This window comes from Polaromonas naphthalenivorans CJ2 (assembly GCF_000015505.1).
Taxonomy (GTDB): Bacteria; Pseudomonadota; Gammaproteobacteria; order Burkholderiales; family Burkholderiaceae_C; genus Polaromonas; species Polaromonas naphthalenivorans.
Genome location: NC_008781.1, coordinates 3,402,920 through 3,421,827, shown reverse-complemented (window position 1 = coordinate 3,421,827; position 18,908 = coordinate 3,402,920). Strand labels below are relative to the sequence as shown.

Sequence of the window (18,908 nt, the reverse complement as noted above, 5' to 3'; positions counted from 1 at the left end):
CAAAACTTGCTGCGCAAGACACAATCATCCCCATGACACAGAACCCCACTCCTTCGTTCCTGCCCTTGACAGGTCTTTATGAGCCTTCTGGTATCCAGCAGTTGGCGGACGGGCGTTTTCTGGTGGTTGAGGATGAGCAGGGCCATGCCTTCAGCCTGGTCGAGATCAGCGCCAGCGGGCTGGTCAAGAGCACGCCGCTGGGTCCGGGATGGTTTGAGTGGGGCAACAAGGACTTCTGGAAGCTGGAGGACCTGGAAGGGCTCGCCATCGACACAGCCGGCTGCCTCTACGCTGTCACCTCGCATTCGCGCGACGACGACGGCATGGAAAAGAAGCCGCGCGACCGGCTGGTCCAGTTTCGGGTCGATGCCAACCGCGTGGTCGAGCCCAGGGTGGCGAAGGGACTGAAGCCTGCGCTGATGGCGGCGCACCCGCTGCTCGCCGCCGCTGCGCGGATCAAGGATGTCAAGGCCGGCGGCGGGCTCAACATCGAGGGCCTGGCCATCAGCCCGGACCAGCAGCGGCTGCTGATCGGCTTTCGCAGTCCGCTGCGGGACGGTCATGCCCTGATTGCCAGCGTTGAAAATCTTTCTGCAGTGTTTGAGGAAGACGCGGCGCCGCAGGTGTCTGGCACCCTGCAGACGCTGGACCTGCAGGGGCAGGGGATTCGCGGCATGTGCCATATGGCCGCGCTTGATGGCTACCTGGTCATCGGCGGCCCCGTCTCGCGCGAGGGCGAATTCAAGCTCTGGTTCTGGAGCGGGCAAGCCGGTGCGCCGGCGCGCCGTGTCACGGTTCCCGGCTTGCAGGGTTTCGGGAACGCGGAAGGGGTGTGCCCGGCGGTGATTGACGGCGCGCCGAAAATCGTCATCGTCAGCGATGACGGCAACCGAAAGGAAGGGCGCTGCGCCCATTTTCTGCTGCTTGAGCCGGGGCAGCTGCAGATTGCGCCTTGACGCGGCGACCAGCGTTTGCTATAAAAATAATAGCTTCTTGCGCTTATGGACCGTGCGCAAAAGCCCTAAAACACTACATTTTTGCCTGAAAAACCAGCCCGGCGTGCTCACGCAGCGCGTGGAACTTGATTTTCGGCCATTGCTGCTCGACGGCGCGCAGCGTGGCGCTGTGATCGACCAGCAGCGTCGGCGCATCAACGGCATCAAGCGCGACGCGGTGCGCGTTGGCGTCCATGAATTTCTTCAGCTCGTTGGCGTCGTCGCAGGTCACCCAGCGCGCCAGGTTGAAATTGCTCTGCAGGATGCGCGCCTTCACGCCGTATTCATGCTCCAGCCGGTGCGCGACCACCTCGAACTGCAGCTGGCCGACGGCGCCCAGCAGCAGCAATGACCCGGCAATCGGGCGGAACACCTGGATCGCGCCTTCTTCGCCGAGCTGCGTGAGGCCCGCGCGCAGCTGCTTGCTGCGCAGCGGGTCGGCCACTTCGACGGCGCGGAACATTTCCGGCGCGAAGAAGGGCAGGCCGGTGAACTGCAGCGCTTCGCCTTCGGTCAGCGTGTCGCCGAGTTGCAGCACGCCGTGGTTCGGGATGCCGATGATGTCGCCGGCAAACGCCGTGTCGAGCAGCTCGCGGCGCTGGCTCATGAAGCTGACCACCGTGTTCGGCCGGATTTCCTTGCCGCTGCGCACCACCTTGAGCTTCATGCCGCGCGTGAATTCGCCGCTGGCCACGCGCAAAAAGGCAATCCGGTCGCGGTGCGCCGGGTCCATGTTGGCCTGGATCTTGAACACCACGCCGGAGAATTTCTTTTCGTCCGGATGCACGACGCGCTGCATGGCCGGGCGGTCAGCCGGGGCGGGCGCCAGATCGACCAGCGCGTCGAGCACTTCCTGCACGCCGAAGTTGTTGATCGCCGAGCCGAAGAACATCGGCGTCTGGCGGCCGGCCAGGAATTCCTCGCGGTTGAACTCGGGCGACGCGCCTTCGAGCAGTTCGAGTTCGTCTTGCGCCTGCGTGAATTCGGCGCCGAAGCGTTTCGTCGCTTCGGCGTTGTCCAGGCCGGCGAGGATTTCATCGTCGCCGCCGGCCTTGTCCTCGCCGGGGCTGAAGACGCGCATGCGCTCCTCGCGCCGGTCATAGACGCCGTGGAACAGCTTGCCCATGCCGACCGGCCAGGTGAAGGGCACGACCGCCATGCCGAGTTCGCGCTCGATCTCGTCCATGACGCTCATCGGATCCTGCACCTCGCGGTCCATCTTGTTGACGAAGGTCAGGATGGGCGTGCCGCGCGCGCGGCAGACCTGCAGCAGGCGGCGGGTTTGCGGCTCGACGCCGTTGGCCGCGTCGATCACCATCAAGGCGGCATCGACGGCGGTGAGCACGCGGTAGGTGTCTTCGGAGAAATCCTGGTGGCCGGGCGTGTCCAGCAGGTTGATCACGCAGTCGCGATATTCCATCTGCATGACCGAGCTGGCGACGGAAATGCCGCGCTGCTTTTCGATTTCCATCCAGTCGGAGGTCGCGTGGCGCGCGGCCTTGCGCGCCTTGACGCTGCCGGCAATCTGGATGGCGCCCGAGAACAGCAGCAGCTTTTCGGTCAGCGTGGTCTTGCCCGCGTCGGGGTGGGAAATGATGGCAAACGTGCGGCGGCGCTTGACTTGTTTGGCGATTTCAGTGTTTTCGGACATAACCGCTGATTATCGGCGACGCCGCCGGGCTGCCCGGTTAATCAGGCAGGCGCCGAAAACGAGGCTGGCGAATGCCGTCAATCACCACTTCTTCATTGAACATCGCCGCCGGCCGCACCCACAGGCCATGCTCGCCGTACAGCGCGCGGTACAGCGTCATGGGTTCGAGCGTCTCGCTGTGGCGCACCGTGCCGACGACTTCATACAGCATGCCCTTGTAGTGGCGGTAGCGGCCAGGCGGGGTTTCGATCAGCGGCGGAAGGTGTTCGGGCATGGTCAATCAACGCTGAATGTAAAAGCCGGGCGGCGGCAGTGGGACAATGGGGGCATGCATCCTAACGCCTTACTCGACTGTTGTACCGAGCTTCTCAAGCAGGTTCTTAAATTTGACCATCCCGCCGACATGGTGGTGTCGCGCTATTTCCGCGAAATGCGGCTTGGCCCCCGCGAGCGGGCCACCGTGGCTGAAACCATCTACGGCGTGCTGCGCAAGAAAAATCTCTACACCTACCTGGCCCAGCACGGCAGCGGCGTGCCTGAGCGGCGGCTGGCGATTCTCGGATTCGCCGCCCCGCGTGATTTTCTGTATGGCGCGCTGACCGAGCAGGAAGAGGACTGGCTGTCGCGCTGCGACCAGGTCAAACCGTCAGACCTGATGGAACTGCACCGCCACAACTTGCCGCAGTGGCTGGTCGAGCCGCTCAAGGCGCAACTCGGCGATGATTTCTGGCCGCTGGTCGAAAGCCTCAACACGCAGGCCGGACTTGACCTGCGCGTCAACACCTTGAAGGATAAAAGGGCTGATGTGCAGAAGGAGCTTGCGCGGGCAGCTATTAAAACAGTAGCAACGCCGTATTCGCCGTGGGGCTTGCGCCTGGAGGGCAAGCCGCAGCTGGCCAACGTGGACGCTTTCAAGCGTGGCGCGATTGAAGTGCAGGACGAAGGCTCGCAACTGCTGGCCCTGCTGGTCGATGCCAAGCGCGGCGAAATGGTGGTCGATTTCTGCGCCGGAGCCGGCGGAAAAACCCTGGCGCTGGGCGCTTCGATGCGCACGACCGGGCGGCTCTACGCCTTTGACACGTCGGCGCACCGGCTGGCCGCGCTCAAGCCGCGCCTGGCGCGCAGCGGGCTGTCGAACGTGCATCCGGTCGCCATTGCGCATGAACGCGATGACCGCATCAAGCGGCTGGCCGGCAAGATCGACCGCGTGCTGGTCGATGCGCCGTGCTCGGGCCTGGGTACGCTGCGGCGCAACCCGGACCTGAAATGGCGCCACAACCCGAAGGCGATTGAAGAGCTGACCGCCAAGCAGACCGCCATTTTGCAGAGCGCCGCGCGCCTGGTGAAGCCGGGCGGACGGCTGGTGTATGCCACCTGCAGCATCCTGCGCGAGGAAAACGAGGCGATTGCCGAGGCGTTCAGCGCCGCGAATCCAGACTTCCAGGTTGTGGAAGCGGCGCCGCTGCTGACGCATATCGGGGTCGAGCATGCGGACAAACTCTGCCGTGGACCGTATCTGCGGCTCTGGCCTTACCTGCACCAGACCGATGGCTTCTTTGCAGCCGTCTGGCAAAAGGCCTGATTGGACCAGCCGCTTCCTGAGCGAATTCTTGAGCGAGTCAGAGGGGCTTGAAAGCGCAGCAGCCTTGCTGAAGGGGCTTTGCGTTTAAGGCCCGGCAATTTATAATTTAAGGTTGTCTGACGCCGCTCTGGAGACAAGCCTGGAATGCGTGGCAGGTGCAGATTATTTAAAGGACTTCTATGCTTTTGTTGGATGCCGCCCTTGACTGGCTGGCTCATGGCCTGTTTGCTGCAAGCTGGTGGCAAATCGTGCTGTACACCCTGGCGGTGACCCATATCACCATCCTCAGCGTCACCCTGTACCTGCACCGCCACCAGGCGCACCGCGCGCTCGACCTGCACGCCATACCGTCACATTTCTTTCGTTTCTGGCTGTGGCTGACGACCGGCCAGGTCACCAAGGAATGGGTGGGCGTGCACCGCAAGCACCACGCCAAGTGCGAAACCATGGAAGACCCGCACAGCCCGCATGCCCACGGCATCAAGACCGTGCTTTACACCGGCGCCGAGCTGTACCGCGCCGAGACCAAAAACAAGGAAACCCTGGCCAAGTTTGGCCGGGGCACGCCCGATGACTGGATCGAGCGCAACCTCTACACCCGCTTCAGCTGGCAGGGCGTCGGCCTGATGCTGATCATCAACCTGGCCCTGTTCGGCGTGGCCGGCCTGAGTGTGTGGGCGGTTCAGATGATGTGGATTCCAATCACGGCGGCCGGCATCATCAACGGCATTGGCCACTACTGGGGCTACCGCAACTTTGAAGCGCCTGACGCCAGCACCAATGTGTCGCCCTGGGGCATCATCATCGGCGGGGAAGAACTGCACAACAACCACCACACCTATCCCACGTCGGCCAAGTTTTCGGTCAAGCCTTATGAATTCGACATCGGCTGGGGTTACATCCGTGCCATGGAAATCATGGGCCTGGCGTCCGTGAAGAAGGTTCCGCCACGGCTTCGGCTGGGTGCCATTCAGCCGGTGGCCGATGAAAAGACGCTTGAGGCCCTGATTGCGCATCGCTACGAAGTGATGGCTGGCTTTGCCCGCGAACTGCGCCGCGCCGGCAAAGCCGAGCTGGCTTTGCTGGAAGCTAAAAAAGCCGATGTTTCCAGGTTGAAGCTGGCCAATCGCTGGCTGCACCGCGATGAGGACAAGGTACCGGCCGCCGCCAGGCCGCAAATTGCCCAAATTCGTGCCGAGCATCCTGTCCTCGACAAGATGGTCACGATGCGCGAAGAACTGCGCCAGATGTGGCTGAGCACCTCGGCATCGCGCGAGCAACTGGCCGCCGACCTGCAGGGCTGGTGCCATCGGGCAGAAGAAAGCGGCATTGCGGCGCTTCGCGAGTTTTCGATGAAATTGCGTGCCGCACGCGCCTGATTCAGCGCTGAAACCTTTATGAAGCCGCCGCAGCGCCTCAACGCTGCGGCGGCTTTTTTATTGGTGCAATGGAAGCCAGATTGGAGCAGCCATGAAAGGCAAGGCCGCTTGCTTTCCTCTCTGTTCCTGTTGGGCTCAACTTCACCACAATCAGGCCGGGCATAAAAAAACCCGCCGGGAACCAGCGGGTTTTTTTGGCAGCGCCAGAAGGCGTTGCAGGTATCAGACTGAATTACTTCAGCTTGATTTCCTTGTATTCCACATGCTTGCGTGCTTTAGGATCAAATTTCATGATCAGCATTTTTTCAGGTGTGGTTTTCTTGTTTTTGTCGGTCGTGTAGAAGTGACCGGTGCCAGCTGTCGATTGCAGCTTGATTTTTTCGCGTCCGCCTTTAGCCATGGTAGTTCTCCTTAAACTTCACCGCGGGCACGAAGGTCCACCAGGACTGCGTCAATGCCGTTTTTATCAATCAAACGCAGACCGGCTGCAGTGATGCGCAGACGCACCCAGCGGTTTTCGCTCTCGACCCAAATACGGCGGTACTGCAGGTTGGGCATGAACCGACGCTTGGTTTTGTTGTTTGCGTGAGAAACATTGTTTCCCACCATCGGGCCTTTGCCCGTTACCTGACAGACGCGTGCCATGAGCGCACTCTCCGTAAAAAATTAGAAATAGGATGCTGAAAAACCCAATGGGTCCGTGCTGGACAGACCCTACGAATGCTCAGCTAAGCCATAAATTATAGCCCGAAAACAAAATTATCAGAAATCAGGACTTTGGCAAACCCTGCAGATGGGGACTTGAGCAAGTGAAGTGCGGCGGCGTCGAGAGGACTTTCAGTCGCTTTGCTCCAGAAAACGCTGGGCATCCAACGCTGCCATGCAGCCGGTGCCTGCGCTGGTAATCGCCTGGCGGTAAATATTGTCCTGCACATCGCCTGCGGCAAACACGCCTGGAATGCTGGTCATGGTGGCCATGCCCTGCAGGCCGGTCTGGGTGATGATGTAACCCCCCTTCATTTCCAGTTGGCCGGCAAAAATGTCGGTGTTGGGCTGATGGCCAATGGCGATGAAGCAGCCCTTGAGGGTGATGTCCTGCGTGGCATCGGTTTTTGTGCTTCTCAGGCGCACGCCGGTCACGCCGGAAGCGTCGCCAAGCACTTCGTCAAGGGTGTGGTGCAATTTCAGTTCAATCTTGCCGCTGGCCACTTTTTCATGCAGTTTGTCGATCAGGATGGCCTCGGCCTTGAAGGTGTCGCGGCGATGCACCAGCACGACCTTGCTGGCGATGTTGGACAAATACAGCGCTTCTTCAACGGCCGTGTTGCCGCCTCCCACCACGCAGACTTCCTGCTGGCGGTAAAAGAAGCCGTCGCAGGTGGCGCAACCAGAAACGCCCCGGCCCATGAAGGCGGTTTCCGATTCCAGTCCCAGGTATTTGGCCGAGGCGCCCGTGGCAATGATCAGGGTATCGCAGGTGTAGGTGCCGCTGTCGCCGGTCAGCGTGAAAGGCCGCTGGCTCAGGTCCACCTGGTTGATATGGTCAAAAATAATTTCGGTCTTGAAGCGCTCGGCGTGGGCCAGAAAGCGCTGCATCAGTTCCGGCCCCTGGACGCCGTCAACGTCGGCCGGCCAGTTGTCCACATCGGTGGTGGTCATGAGCTGGCCGCCCTGGGCGATGCCGGTAATCAGTACCGGGTTGAGGTTGGCGCGCGCTGCATACACGGCTGCGGTATAGCCTGCGGGGCCTGAGCCGAGAATGAGAACTCTGGAATGTTTCATGGTGAAGAACCCAATGGAAGTGTTGGAACTCATGTAGAGTCAGGTCGCGTATTCGCGTATGTATGTGTCCCAGCAAGGTGAAACTTTGACAGCATCTTTTTTTTGCGAAAGCGCGGCCATTGTAAGAAATCACGCGGCAGTTGTCGGTGGTGTGGTCTGGAGGGCATGGCAATGACCCCCACCATGGTTTCCAGGCTCGAACTGATTCGACGCGTGCCCCTTTTTTCAATGTTGACCGCCAGCCAGGCGGCTTCGGTAGCCGATGCCGTGGTCAAGCGTCGTTATAAGCGGGGTGAAACCATCGTCGAGCAGGGCAAGAGATCCAATGCCCTGACCATTCTTCTGACCGGCCGTGCCCGCGTCGTCAGCACCGATGTGCGAGGGCGCGAGGTGATTCTTGCAACCATGCATTCGGGTGACTACGTGGGCGAGATGAGCCTGATCGACCAGGCGCCCCATTCAGCCTCGGTTCTGGCGGAGGTGCAGACGGATGTGTTGATTCTGGGCCAGCCGGAGTTTGCGCGCTGCCTGCCCGACATCGACTCCATGGCTTATGCGGTGCTCAAGGGACTGGTGCAGCGCCTGCGCCAGGCAGATCGCAAAATCGAGTCCTTGGCCCTGATGGATGTCTATGGCCGGGTGGCCGGGGTGCTGCTGGAGTTCGCCGGAGAAAGTATGCGGTGCGCCGCAGGCAATGCCGTGATCCCTGGCAAGGTCTCGCGCCAGGACATGGCGAAAATGGTCGGCGCCTCGCGCGAGATGGTCAGCCGGGTCATGAAGGACCTTGAAGAGCGCGGTTTCATCGAAACGCAGGGCGACGGCTCTTTGCTGGTGACGCATCACCTGCATTCGCTGGGTTGACTTGTCAAGCGCTTACAGTTCTCGGCTGCGCTTGACCTCAAAGCCTGACCCAACTACGTTAAGCTCTGAGACCCGTTTATGACTTACTCGCTAGATACCCTGAACTCCAGAAATTCTCCTGCTGCGGGCGCGCCCGGCGGCTTCAAACGTTTCGCCCGCGAAGTCGGCCTGATTTTGGGACTGGTTGGCCTGATCCTCTGGCTGGCCGCTCTACTGAGCTACTCGCCGCAGGACGCTGCCTGGTCAACCTCCGGCAATCCGGAGGCTGCCAGCAGCACCGTGGTGGCAGCCCGGAACTGGGGCGGCCACCTGGGCGCCTGGGTCGCCGACGCCAGCTACTTTTTGCTGGGGTTTTCCGTCTGGTGGGCGCTGGTGGCGGGTTGCTGGGCCTGGCTGCGGTCAGTGACGCGCGGGCTGCGCGGTGATTCGCTGTCGCCGGAGCATTCCGCCAGCCGCCTCCAGTTCTGGCTGAGCCTGCTGCTGCTGCTGGCGGCCAGTGCGGCGCTGGAGTGGTCTCGCCTGTACCGGTTCGAGTTCAGGCTGCCGGGACATGCCGGCGGCGTGATCGGTTATGTGCTGGGCAACCTGGGCGTCAAGTGGCTGGGATTCGCCGGCTCGGGCCTGCTCCTCATCGCCTTGGGCGTGATCGCCGTGGCCGGCGTCTTTAATTTTTCCTGGGCGCGCGTGGCCTTGGTGCTGGGCGCCAGGATTGACAGCGTGATTGCCTTGCGCCGTGAACAACGCGAGGTTGCCGAGGATCTGGCGGTCGGCAAGAAAGCCGCCCGCGAGCGCGAGGAAACACTGACCGGCGAACGCATCGAGATTGAAGAGCAGCATCCGGTGCCGGTCATCATCAAGCCGCCAGCGGCGGAGGCGCCAAAAAGCGAGCGGGCCGTCAAGATCCGGCCGCAGGCGCCGCCGGTTGTGCCAGTCGCTGCGCCATCGGTGCCGTCGTCGCCAGCCACGCCAGCGGCGGTGTTGTCGCCGGCACCTGCCTTGAAGACGACGCCAGCCGCGTCCATTGCACCGGCGGCATCCGCATTGCCATCCCTTTCCGACTCCCGGCTGCCGCAGGTCAGCCTGCTGGACACCGCCTTGCTGCGCCAGGAAAGCGTCGCCGCTGAAACCCTGGAAATGACATCACGGCTGATCGAGAAAAAGCTCAAGGACTTTGGCGTCGAGGTGCGCGTCGTTGCCGCAGCGCCCGGCCCGGTGATTACCCGCTATGAAATCGAGCCGGCCACCGGCGTGAAAGGCTCTCAGGTCGTCACCCTGGCCAAGGATCTGGCGCGTGCCCTGAGCCTGGTGTCCATTCGCGTGATTGAAACCATTCCGGGTAAAAACTACATGGCGCTGGAGTTGCCCAACGCCAAGCGGCAGATGATCAAGCTCAGCGAAATTCTGGGCTCGCAGGTGTACAACGACGCGACCTCACTGCTCACCATGGGCCTGGGCAAGGACATTGCCGGCCATGCCGTTGTCGCCGACCTGGCCAAGATGCCGCATTGCCTGGTGGCCGGAACCACCGGTTCGGGCAAGTCAGTGGGCATCAATGCGATGATTCTGAGCCTGCTCTTCAAGGCCGATCCGCGCGATGTGCGGCTGCTGCTGATCGACCCCAAAATGCTGGAGATGAGCGTTTATGAAGGCATTCCGCACCTGCTGGCGCCGGTGGTCACCGACATGCGGCAGGCGGCCCATGGCCTGAACTGGTGCGTGGCCGAAATGGAAAAGCGCTACAAGCTGATGAGCAAGCTGGGCGTGCGCAACCTGGCGGGCTACAACGCCAAGATTGATGAAGCCAATGCCAGCGAGGAGTTCATCTACAACCCCTTCAGCCTGACGCCCGACGAGCCCGAGCCGCTGGAGCGCCTGCCTTATATCGTCGTGGTGATCGACGAGCTGGCCGACCTGATGATGGTGGTCGGCAAGAAGATCGAGGAGCTGATTGCACGCCTGGCGCAAAAGGCCCGCGCCGCCGGCATCCATTTGATCCTGGCCACGCAGCGCCCCAGCGTCGATGTGATCACCGGCCTGATCAAGGCCAATATCCCGACGCGGCTGTCCTTCCAGGTCAGCAGCAAGATCGACAGCCGCACCATTCTTGACCAGATGGGCGCCGAGGCCTTGCTGGGCATGGGTGACATGCTTTACATGCCGAGTGGTACAGGCTTTCCAATCCGGGTGCATGGTGCGTTTGTGAGTGACGATGAAGTGCACCGGGTCGTGGCCTACCTCAAGCAGCACGGCACGCCCAACTACATTGACGGCGTGCTGGAAGGCGGAACGGTCGATGGCGAAGGCGGCGACCTGACGGGCGGCGATGCGGGCGGCGAGAAAGACCCGATGTACGACCAGGCCGTGGAAGTGGTTCTCAAGAATCGCAAGGCCAGCATTTCGCTGGTGCAGCGTCACCTCAAGATCGGCTACAACCGCGCCGCGCGGCTGGTCGAGGATATGGAAAACGCCGGACTGGTCAGCGCCATGAGTGGCAGCGGCCAGCGCGAAATTTTGGTGCCTGCACGCACGGAGTGAACTTGATGAAACTGAAATGTTTTTTTGCTACTGTTTTAATAGCTGCATCTGCCCATGCAGCATGCGCAAACGGCCTGGAAAGCCTTGCATCCTTTGTCAAGACCGTGAGCAGCGGCCGCGCCGACTTCACCCAGGTGGTGACCGCGCCCGCCAAGGAGGGCCAGACCGCCCGCAGCAAAACCTCCAGCGGCACTTTCGAATTCTCCCGGCCGAACCGTTTCAAGTTTCTCTATAAAAAGCCGTTCGAGCAAAGCATCGTCGCCGACGGCCAGACCTTGTGGCTCTATGACGCCGACCTGAACCAGGTCACGGCGCGCAAGCAATCCGCCGCGCTGGGCTCGACGCCGGCCGCCCTGATTGCCGCCGCGCCCGATCTGCGCGCCCTGCAGGCCGATTTCACCCTGGCCGCCGCGCCTGAAAAGGACGGCCTCGAATGGGTCGTGGCAACGCCCAAGACGAAAGAGGGCCAGTTGCAGGCCGTGCGCGTCGGCTTTCGCGCAGGAGAAAAACCGGCCGGGCTGGCGGCACTCGAAATCCTCGACAGCTTCGGCCAGCGCTCGGTGCTGAGCTTCAGCAAGGTTGAAGTCAACCCGGCCCTGCCCAAGGACGCCTTCCAGTTCATCACGCCCAAGGGCGCGGATGTGATCCGGCAGTAACAGCAACCACAACCAGGCCGCGCTGTCCACGGCAGCGCAGCGCACATCCTCATGGCCAAGCCCGCTTCTCACCCACCTCTGGCCGAGCGGCTGCGTCCCAAAAATCTTGGCGAAGTCATCGGCCAGCAGCATTTGCTCGGCGAAGGCCTGCCGCTGCGCATCGCGTTCGAGTCGGGCGAGCCGCACAGTTGCATCCTGTGGGGGCCGCCCGGCGTGGGCAAGACCACCATCGCCCGGCTGATGGCCAGCAGTTTCGATGCGCATTTCATCACCATTTCGGCCGTGCTCGGCGGCGTCAAGGACATCCGCGAAGCGGTCGAGCAGGCGACCATCTGGCAAGGGCAGGGCGGCCGGCGCACCATCGTGTTTGTCGATGAAGTGCACCGCTTCAACAAAAGTCAGCAGGATGCTTTCCTGCCGCATGTCGAAAGCGGCCTGTTCACCTTCATTGGCGCCACCACCGAAAACCCGTCGTTCGAGGTGAACTCGGCCCTGCTGTCGCGCGCCGTGGTGTACGTGCTGCAGCCGCTGACGGAGGATGATCTTAAGCAAATAATAGCCAGAGTCCTTTCTGAACGGGCGCTGCCAGCTATTGAAACAATAGCAGTTGAAGCCGTTGACCGGCTCGTTGCTTATGCCGACGGCGATGCCCGGCGCCTGCTCAACACGCTCGAATCGCTCAGCGTCGCGGCCAGGGCCGAAAAAATCACCGGCGTGACCGATGCCTGGCTGCTCAAGGTGCTGGGCGAGCGCCTGCGCCGCTACGACAAGGGCGGGGAGAAGTTTTACGACACCATTTCGGCGCTGCACAAGTCGGTGCGCGGCTCCGACCCCAACGCCGCACTCTACTGGTTCATGCGCATGCTCGATGGCGGGGCCGAGCCGCGCTACATGGCGCGCCGCCTGATCCGCATGGCCAGCGAGGACATCGGGCTGGCCGACCCGCGCGCGTTGCGCCTGGCGCTCGACGCGGCCGAGGTCTATGAACGCCTGGGCTCACCCGAGGGCGAGCTGGCGCTGGCGCAATGCGTGGTGTACCTGGCCGTCGCGCCCAAGTCGAACGCGGTGTACCAGGCCTTCAACGAAGCCAAGGCCTTCATCAAGAAGGATGGCACCCGTCCGGTGCCGCTGCATTTGCGCAATGCACCAACAAAGCTCATGAAAGAACTCGACTACGGCAAGAACTACCGCTATGCGCATGACGAGGACGGCGGGTTTGCGGCCGGAGAGAATTATTTTCCCGAAGGCATGGTCGATCCGGGCTTTTACCGTCCGGTCAACCGGGGTCTGGAGATCAAGATTGCCGATAAGTTGAATGAGTTGAAGGCAAAAAACCATCAGAAAAACTGATGCATCAGAAAACCCGCTGATAAGGCCTGTATCAGCCGTAAAAGTTCAATTTCTCAAGGGTAAACCCGGCGAAAACGCCAGCAGTGGCGCGATTCTCGCTAGAGGCCTGTGGCTACAATTTGCGCACTAGCTCGCCACCTTCACCAGTTATCGGACTGGAGACAGGCGGGCTTTTTGTTAACTCGCGTGTCTTCATGGTGATCCCATGCAGGCATGGCGCAAGCAGAGTTGGCTCATTCAAATAAACGGAGCGGATATGGAAGTTTTGCTACAGCAAATCATCAACGGACTGGTCCTGGGCAGCATGTATGCCCTGATCGCCCTGGGCTACACCATGGTGTACGGGATCATCAACCTGATCAATTTTGCACACGGCGAGGTCCTGATGGTCGGCGCGCTCACCAGCTGGACCATCATCGGCTGGATGCAGGAGGCGATGCCCGGCGCGCCCGGCTGGCTGGTTTTGCTGATTTCCCTCTTGATCGCTTTCGTGGTGTGCGCCGCGCTGAACTTCACGATTGAAAAAGTCGCCTACCGGCCACTGCGAAACTCGCCCAAGCTGGCCCCCTTGATCACCGCCATCGGCATGTCGCTGCTGCTGCAGACGCTGGCCATGATCATCTGGAAGCCCAATTACAAGTCCTACCCGACGCTGCTGCCGGCCGAGCCCTTCCAGATTGGCGGCGCCGTGATCACCGTGACGCAGTTGTTCATCCTGGGCACCACGGCGGTCTCGCTGTCGGTGCTGATGTGGCTGGTGCATTACACCAAGCTGGGCCGCGCCATGCGGGCCACCGCCGAAAACCCGCGCGTTGCCGCCTTGATGGGCGTGCGGCCCGACACCGTCATTTCCGCCACCTTCATCATCGGCGCCATCCTGGCGGCGCTGGCCGGCGTGATGTATGCCTCCAACTACGGCACCGTGCAGCACACCATGGGCTTTCTGCCCGGCCTGAAGGCCTTTACCGCCGCCGTGTTTGGCGGCATCGGCAACCTCGGCGGTGCGGTGCTGGGAGGCATCCTGCTGGGCCTGATCGAAGCGATTGGCGCCGGCTACATCGGACCTCTGACCGGCGGCGTGCTGGGCAGCCAGTATTCCGATATTTTTGCCTTTATCGTGCTGATTTTCGTGCTCACGCTGCGCCCCTCGGGCCTGTTGGGCGAACGTGTGGCGGACCGGGCGTAAGGCCAGTCCATGGAACTGACACACAAGGAAAAATGATGATGAAAACCAAAAAACTCGCCACCATCCTGATCGCCGCGCTGGCCTTGCTGGTGCTGCCCTTGCTGCTGCAGCAAGGCGGCAACGCCTGGGTGCGCATCGTTGACATGGCGCTGCTGTACGTGCTGCTGGCGCTGGGACTGAACATCGTGGTCGGCTATGCCGGCCTGCTGGACCTGGGCTATGTCGCCTTCTTCGCGGTCGGTGCCTACATGTTCGCGCTGCTCGGTTCGCCCCACCTGGCCGAGGCCTTTCCATGGATCGCCGCGAATTTCCCCGAGGGCCTGCACCTGCCGATCTGGGCCACCATTCCGGCGGCGGCCGCGCTGGCCGGCTTGTTTGGCGTGTTGCTGGGCGCGCCGACGCTCAAGCTGCGCGGCGACTACCTGGCCATCGTCACGCTGGGCTTTGGCGAAATCATCCGGGTATTCCTGAACAACCTGGACCGCCCGATCAACCTGACCAACGGACCCAAGGGCATCAGCCAGATCGATTCGATGAAGTTCTTCGGCTTTGACCTGGGCAAGTCGCACACCTTTTTCGGCATCGAGTTCACTTCGGTCTCGATGTATTACTACCTGTTCCTGGCGCTGGTGATTTTTTCGGTCATTCTTTGCCACCGGCTGCAAAATTCCCGCATCGGCCGCGCCTGGATGGCGATTCGCGAGGACGAGATCGCCGCCAAAGCCATGGGCATCAACACCCGCAACATGAAGCTGCTGGCCTTCGGCATGGGCGCGACCTTTGGCGGCGTGTCGGGCTCGATGTTCGCTTCCTTCCAGGGCTTTGTCTCGCCCGAATCGTTCAGCCTGATGGAGTCGGTGATGATCGTCGCCATGGTGGTGCTGGGCGGCATCGGGCATTTGCCCGGCGTCATCCTGGGCGCGCTGCTGCTGGCCGCGCTGCCCGAAGTCCTGCGCCATGTGGCCGGGCCGCTGCAGGCCATGACCGACGGCCGGCTCGATTCGTCCATCCTGCGCCAGCTGCTGATTGCGCTGGCCATGATCACCGTCATGCTGATGCGCCCGCGCGGACTCTGGCCCTCGGCCGAGCACGGCAAGTCGCTGAACAAGCGCGCCGGCAAAGATCCCATCCAGTCAATCAATCCCTAAGGAGAATGGACATGAGCGAAACCATTCTGAATGTCTCGGGTGTTTCCAAGCGCTTTGGCGGCCTGCAGGCCCTGAGCGATGTCGGCATCAAGATCGAACGCGGCCAGGTCTATGGCCTGATCGGCCCCAACGGCGCCGGCAAGACGACCTTTTTCAATGTGCTGACCGGGCTGTACACGCCCGACAGCGGCACCTTCGAGTTGGCCGGCAAGCCTTACAAGCCGACGGCGGTGCATGAAGTGGCCAAGGCCGGCATTGCCCGCACCTTCCAGAACATCCGCCTGTTCGCCGACATGACGGCGCTGGAAAACGTCATGGTCGGCCGCCATGTGCGCACCCATTCGGGCCTGATCGGCGCGATATTGCGCACGCCCGGCTTCAAGCGCGAAGAGGCCGAAATCGCCCAGCGCTCGCAGGAGTTGCTCGACTATGTGGGCATCGGCAAATACGCCGACTTCAAGGCGCGCACTTTGAGCTACGGCGACCAGCGCCGGCTGGAAATTGCCCGCGCGCTGGCCACCGACCCGCAGCTGATTGCGCTCGACGAGCCCGCCGCCGGCATGAACGCCACTGAAAAAGTCCAATTGCGCGAGTTGATCGACCGCATCCGCAAGGACAACCGCACGATTTTGCTGATCGAGCATGACGTGAAGCTGGTCATGGGCCTGTGCGACCGCGTGACGGTGCTCGATTACGGCAAGCAGATCGCTGAGGGCCTGCCTGCCGAGGTGCAGAAAAACGAAAAAGTGATCACCGCCTATCTGGGCGCAGGTCATTAAAGGAACCACAACCATGGCAGCAAATACACTTCTCAAGGTGACCGGTCTTCAGGTGGCCTACGGCGGCATCCAGGCCGTCAAGGGCGTTGACTTCGAGGTCCGCGAGGGCGAGCTGGTCACGCTGATCGGCTCCAACGGCGCCGGCAAGACCACCACCATGAAGGCCATCACCGGCGGCCTGCCGATGCTGGGCGGCGACATCGAATACCTGGGAAAAAGCATACGCGGGCGCGGCGCCTGGGACTTGGTGAAGGAGGGCTTGGCGATGGTGCCCGAGGGGCGCGGCGTGTTCGCCCGCATGACCATCACCGAAAACCTGCAGATGGGCGCCTACATCCGCAGCGACAACGCCGGGATTGCCGCCGACATCGAAAAGATGTTCGTGCTGTTCCCGCGCCTGCGCGAGCGCAAGGACCAGCTGGCCGGCACCATGTCGGGCGGCGAGCAGCAGATGCTGGCCATGGGCCGCGCGCTGATGAGCCGGCCCAAGGTGCTGCTGCTCGACGAGCCGTCGATGGGCCTGTCGCCAATCATGGTGGACAAGATTTTCGAGGTGGTGCGCGATGTCTCGGCGCTGGGCATGACGGTGCTGCTGGTCGAGCAGAACGCCAGCCGTGCGCTGGGCATTGCCAACCGGGGCTATGTCATGGAGTCGGGCAACATCACGATGAATGGCGAAGCGAAGGCGCTGCTCAATGACCCCCGGGTCCGGGCCGCTTATCTGGGCGAGTGATTTTTAGCTATTTTGGCTTCTTGCGCTTTGTCCACGGGCCTAGCTTGCTATTGAATTAGTAGCTCGATAGGGCTTCGTGACTTTAAGCGCCAAAGCCCCTCAGGCAGCCTTGACCTTGTCAGCTTCGCTGGTGAACGAGTCGGCAAAAAATTCTTCCGCCGGCAGTCCCGCCAGGGCGCTGTATTCGTCACGCGCCGACTCCACCACAATCGGCGCGCCGCAGGCATAGACCTGGTGGCCCGACAGGTCTGCAAAATCTTCGAGCACGGCTTTGTGGACAAAGCCGGTGCGGCCGCTCCACTGGTCTTCGGGCAGTGCATCGGAAATCACCGGGATGTAACGCAGGCTTGGCATTTCTGCCACCTTGGCCAGCATCCAGTCGTTCATGTACAGGTCGGCCGGGCGGCGTCCGCCCCAGTACAGCACGGCGGGGCGCGTGATGCCTTTGTACTGCATGTGCTCGATCAGCGCCTTGAGGGGCGCAAAGCCGGTGCCCGAGGCCAGCAGCACCAGCGGCTTGTCGCTGTCTTCGCGCAGGAAGAAGCTGCCGTACGGCCCTTCGATGCGCTGGATTTCCTTTTCCTTCATCGCGCCAAAGACGTGGTCGGTGAATTTGCCGCCCGGCATGTGGCGGATGTGCAGTTCCACGCCCGGCGCCTCGACCTGGGTATGCGGCGCATTGGCCATCGAATACGAACGCCGGTCGCCATCACGCAGCAAGAACTCGACGTACTGACCGGCGTGGTATTTCAGCATGTCGCTGGCCGGCAGCTGCAGGCGAATGATCATCACGTCGGGCGATGCGCGCACCAGGCTGGTCACGCGCACCGGCATTTTCCGGACCGGAAACGCGCTTTCATCGGTGACCTGGCGCGATTCGAGCACCACGTCGGACTGCGCCACGCCGCAGCAGGTCAGGATGAAGCCATTGGCTTCTTCCTCGGCCGACAGGGCCTTGAGCTGGTGTGTGCCGTGGGTCACCGTGCCTTCGAGCTTTTTGCATTTGCACGAACCGCAGGCGCCGTCCTTGCAGCCGTAGGGCAGGCCGATGCCCTGACGAATGGCGGCGGCCAGCAGGGGCTCGCCGGCGTTGGCGCTAAAGCTGCGGCCACTGGGCAGAACGCTTACGTTGAAACTCATATTCGCTTTATCCTTGAGGGTTTTATGACTCGACCGGGCTGGTCTGCCAGCAACACCCAATTTTGCCTTCAAACCTCAATCCCCTAGGCGCGCTGCCCGCGCGTTTTCGCCGCCAGCGCGTGCTCATCGTCGGCTGCGGCGATGTCGGCCTGCGCGTGGCCCGCCAGCTGCCGCCCCGGCTCAAGGTCATTGCGCTGACTTCGTCCGCCGAGCGGCTGCCGGCCTTGCGCCGGGATCGCATCACGCCGCTGCTGGGCAATCTGGACGATGCGGCAACGCTGCGCCGGCTGGCCGGACTGGCCACGCGCGTGGTGCACCTGGCGCCGCCGCCCAGCCACGACCCGAACTGGCGCGATGATCCGCGCACGCTGGCGCTGCTGCGCGCCCTGCGCCTGCGCAGCCTGCCGCAGTCGCTGGTGTACGGCTCGACCAGCGGCGTGTATGGCGATTGCGGCGGCGAGCGGGTCGATGAAACCTGGCGCCTGAGCCCGAACACGCCGCGTTCGCAGCGCCGGGTGCATGCCGAAGGCCAGGTGCGGCTGTTCGGCCGCGCCAGCGCAACGCCGGTGCATGTGTTGCGCATTCCCGGCATCTATGCCACCGACCGCGAGGGCGGCACGCCGCGCGCGCGGCTGCTCAGGGGCACGCCGGTGCTGCGCCGTGAAGACGATGTGTACACCAGCCATATCCATGCCGACGACCTGGCCCGGGCCTGTCTGGCCGCCCTGTGGCGCGGCAAGCCGCAGCGCATCAGCAACGTCTGCGACGACACGCAGTTGCTGATGGGCGACTACTTTGATCTGGCGGCCGACCTTTACCACCTGCCCCGGCCGCCCCGCGTCGGGCGCAGCACGGCAAACGAGCAGTTGCCGCTGATGCTGCTGAGCTTCATGAGCGAGTCGCGCCGGCTGGACAACCAGCGGATGAAGAAGGAACTCGGTCTGGCGCTGCGCTATCCGACCGTTAGCGATGGTTTGTGCGGTTTGCGAAGCTGAAGGCCGCCATGGCGGCGGCTTCAACTTGAAATAAATGGTTATTTAAGCCTTCTGCGCATAGCCAGTGGGCATGGTTAGCTATAAAATATATAGCATTATCATGTGGTTTGATGAGCCTGTCGAGCGGCTTGAGCCG

18 protein-coding genes are annotated in these 18,908 nt (G+C 62.2%); 12 read left to right on the top strand and 6 right to left on the bottom strand.

All coding sequences use genetic code 11. The features are described from left to right. Positions 1–32 precede the first annotated feature (32 nt). Entirely contained in the window at positions 33–956 is a 924-nt protein-coding gene (locus tag PNAP_RS16065) for a DUF3616 domain-containing protein (protein ID WP_011802589.1), read from the top strand. 73 nt (positions 957–1,029) lie between these two features. Here the strand turns inward: PNAP_RS16065 and PNAP_RS16060 are convergent, their stop codons facing one another. Both PNAP_RS16060 and PNAP_RS16055 read right to left on the bottom strand, forming a co-directional pair. After that, the gene (locus tag PNAP_RS16060) at positions 1,030–2,646 is read right to left on the bottom strand and encodes a peptide chain release factor 3 (protein ID WP_011802588.1); all 1,617 of its coding nucleotides are present in this window, start codon (positions 2,644–2,646) and stop codon (positions 1,030–1,032) included. A gap of 37 nt (positions 2,647–2,683) precedes the next feature. Then, positions 2,684–2,920, bottom strand: coding sequence for a DUF1653 domain-containing protein (locus PNAP_RS16055; protein ID WP_011802587.1), 237 nt, complete (start codon positions 2,918–2,920; stop codon positions 2,684–2,686). Between the two features lie 54 nt (positions 2,921–2,974). On the opposite strand from PNAP_RS16055, the gene PNAP_RS16050 reads away from it, so the two are divergent. Together PNAP_RS16050 and PNAP_RS16045 are read left to right on the top strand one after the other, a co-directional pair. After that, the gene (locus tag PNAP_RS16050) at positions 2,975–4,228 is read left to right on the top strand and encodes an RsmB/NOP family class I SAM-dependent RNA methyltransferase (protein WP_011802586.1); all 1,254 of its coding nucleotides are present in this window, start codon (positions 2,975–2,977) and stop codon (positions 4,226–4,228) included. Positions 4,229–4,407: 179 nt separating this feature from the next. Then, the gene (locus PNAP_RS16045) at positions 4,408–5,607 is read left to right on the top strand and encodes a DesA family fatty acid desaturase (RefSeq protein WP_011802585.1); all 1,200 of its coding nucleotides are present in this window, start codon (positions 4,408–4,410) and stop codon (positions 5,605–5,607) included. 232 nt (positions 5,608–5,839) lie between these two features. Here the strand turns inward: PNAP_RS16045 and rpmG are convergent, their stop codons facing one another. The 3 genes from rpmG to trxB all read right to left on the bottom strand — a co-directional run bounded on the left by rpmG (position 5,840) and on the right by trxB (position 7,389). Further along, positions 5,840–6,007: a 50S ribosomal protein L33 gene (gene rpmG / locus PNAP_RS16040; protein ID WP_011802584.1), complete on the bottom strand. Its 168-nt coding sequence runs from the start codon at positions 6,005–6,007 to the stop codon at positions 5,840–5,842. 11 nt (positions 6,008–6,018) lie between these two features. Then, a complete protein-coding gene (gene rpmB, locus PNAP_RS16035; protein WP_011802583.1) occupies positions 6,019–6,252 on the bottom strand; it encodes a 50S ribosomal protein L28 in 234 nt (77 codons plus the stop codon). 192 nt (positions 6,253–6,444) lie between these two features. Further along, positions 6,445–7,389, bottom strand: coding sequence for a thioredoxin-disulfide reductase (gene trxB / locus PNAP_RS16030; RefSeq protein ID WP_011802582.1), 945 nt, complete (start codon positions 7,387–7,389; stop codon positions 6,445–6,447). Positions 7,390–7,560: 171 nt separating this feature from the next. On the opposite strand from trxB, the gene PNAP_RS16025 reads away from it, so the two are divergent. From PNAP_RS16025 to PNAP_RS15990, 8 genes are all read left to right on the top strand, one after another. Continuing rightward, positions 7,561–8,250 carry a Crp/Fnr family transcriptional regulator gene (locus PNAP_RS16025; protein WP_011802581.1) on the top strand — a complete coding sequence of 230 codons (690 nt, stop codon included), beginning with the start codon at positions 7,561–7,563 and terminating at the stop codon, positions 8,248–8,250. Positions 8,251–8,328: 78 nt separating this feature from the next. Further along, a complete protein-coding gene (locus tag PNAP_RS16020) occupies positions 8,329–10,785 on the top strand; it encodes a DNA translocase FtsK (RefSeq protein ID WP_011802580.1) in 2,457 nt (818 codons plus the stop codon). A 5-nt stretch (positions 10,786–10,790) separates the two neighbouring features. Continuing rightward, entirely contained in the window at positions 10,791–11,441 is a 651-nt protein-coding gene (gene lolA, locus PNAP_RS16015) for an outer membrane lipoprotein chaperone LolA (RefSeq protein WP_011802579.1), read from the top strand. A gap of 51 nt (positions 11,442–11,492) precedes the next feature. After that, the gene (locus PNAP_RS16010; protein WP_011802578.1) at positions 11,493–12,791 is read left to right on the top strand and encodes a replication-associated recombination protein A; all 1,299 of its coding nucleotides are present in this window, start codon (positions 11,493–11,495) and stop codon (positions 12,789–12,791) included. A 256-nt stretch (positions 12,792–13,047) separates the two neighbouring features. Continuing rightward, entirely contained in the window at positions 13,048–13,977 is a 930-nt protein-coding gene (locus PNAP_RS16005; RefSeq protein ID WP_011802577.1) for a branched-chain amino acid ABC transporter permease, read from the top strand. Between the two features lie 38 nt (positions 13,978–14,015). After that, entirely contained in the window at positions 14,016–15,125 is a 1,110-nt protein-coding gene (locus PNAP_RS16000; protein ID WP_041377362.1) for an ABC transporter permease subunit, read from the top strand. Between the two features lie 11 nt (positions 15,126–15,136). Beyond that, complete coding sequence (locus PNAP_RS15995; RefSeq protein ID WP_011802575.1) at positions 15,137–15,904, top strand: ABC transporter ATP-binding protein; 768 nt, start codon at positions 15,137–15,139, stop codon at positions 15,902–15,904. Between the two features lie 13 nt (positions 15,905–15,917). Beyond that, the gene (locus PNAP_RS15990; protein ID WP_011802574.1) at positions 15,918–16,637 is read left to right on the top strand and encodes an ABC transporter ATP-binding protein; all 720 of its coding nucleotides are present in this window, start codon (positions 15,918–15,920) and stop codon (positions 16,635–16,637) included. A 99-nt stretch (positions 16,638–16,736) separates the two neighbouring features. On the opposite strand, the gene PNAP_RS15985 is transcribed toward PNAP_RS15990, so the two are convergent. Next, positions 16,737–17,777 carry a CDP-6-deoxy-delta-3,4-glucoseen reductase gene (locus tag PNAP_RS15985; protein WP_011802573.1) on the bottom strand — a complete coding sequence of 347 codons (1,041 nt, stop codon included), beginning with the start codon at positions 17,775–17,777 and terminating at the stop codon, positions 16,737–16,739. A gap of 62 nt (positions 17,778–17,839) precedes the next feature. On the opposite strand from PNAP_RS15985, the gene PNAP_RS15980 reads away from it, so the two are divergent. Further along, positions 17,840–18,772 carry an NAD-dependent epimerase/dehydratase family protein gene (locus PNAP_RS15980; RefSeq protein WP_011802572.1) on the top strand — a complete coding sequence of 311 codons (933 nt, stop codon included), beginning with the start codon at positions 17,840–17,842 and terminating at the stop codon, positions 18,770–18,772. The last annotated feature ends 136 nt before the right edge of the window (positions 18,773–18,908 follow it).

Bases quoted from the DNA above. Each gene is read 5' to 3' on its own strand.
- PNAP_RS16050 (WP_011802586.1), top strand. From the start codon at position 2,975: ATGCATCCTAACGCCTTACTCGACTGTTGTACCGAGCTTCTCAAGCAG.
- PNAP_RS16065 (WP_011802589.1), top strand. From the start codon at position 33: ATGACACAGAACCCCACTCCTTCGTTCCTGCCCTTGACAGGTCTTTAT.
- PNAP_RS16010 (WP_011802578.1), top strand. From the start codon at position 11,493: ATGGCCAAGCCCGCTTCTCACCCACCTCTGGCCGAGCGGCTGCGTCCC.
- PNAP_RS16055 (WP_011802587.1), bottom strand. From the start codon at position 2,920: ATGCCCGAACACCTTCCGCCGCTGATCGAAACCCCGCCTGGCCGCTAC.
- PNAP_RS15990 (WP_011802574.1), top strand. From the start codon at position 15,918: ATGGCAGCAAATACACTTCTCAAGGTGACCGGTCTTCAGGTGGCCTAC.
- PNAP_RS16045 (WP_011802585.1), top strand. From the start codon at position 4,408: ATGCTTTTGTTGGATGCCGCCCTTGACTGGCTGGCTCATGGCCTGTTT.
- PNAP_RS16020 (WP_011802580.1), top strand. From the start codon at position 8,329: ATGACTTACTCGCTAGATACCCTGAACTCCAGAAATTCTCCTGCTGCG.
- PNAP_RS15985 (WP_011802573.1), bottom strand. From the start codon at position 17,777: ATGAGTTTCAACGTAAGCGTTCTGCCCAGTGGCCGCAGCTTTAGCGCC.
- PNAP_RS16060 (WP_011802588.1), bottom strand. From the start codon at position 2,646: ATGTCCGAAAACACTGAAATCGCCAAACAAGTCAAGCGCCGCCGCACG.
- PNAP_RS16005 (WP_011802577.1), top strand. From the start codon at position 13,048: ATGGAAGTTTTGCTACAGCAAATCATCAACGGACTGGTCCTGGGCAGC.
- PNAP_RS16000 (WP_041377362.1), top strand. From the start codon at position 14,016: ATGAAAACCAAAAAACTCGCCACCATCCTGATCGCCGCGCTGGCCTTG.
- trxB (WP_011802582.1), bottom strand. From the start codon at position 7,389: ATGAAACATTCCAGAGTTCTCATTCTCGGCTCAGGCCCCGCAGGCTAT.
- PNAP_RS16025 (WP_011802581.1), top strand. From the start codon at position 7,561: ATGACCCCCACCATGGTTTCCAGGCTCGAACTGATTCGACGCGTGCCC.
- PNAP_RS15995 (WP_011802575.1), top strand. From the start codon at position 15,137: ATGAGCGAAACCATTCTGAATGTCTCGGGTGTTTCCAAGCGCTTTGGC.
- rpmG (WP_011802584.1), bottom strand. From the start codon at position 6,007: ATGGCTAAAGGCGGACGCGAAAAAATCAAGCTGCAATCGACAGCTGGC.
- lolA (WP_011802579.1), top strand. From the start codon at position 10,791: ATGAAACTGAAATGTTTTTTTGCTACTGTTTTAATAGCTGCATCTGCC.
- rpmB (WP_011802583.1), bottom strand. From the start codon at position 6,252: ATGGCACGCGTCTGTCAGGTAACGGGCAAAGGCCCGATGGTGGGAAAC.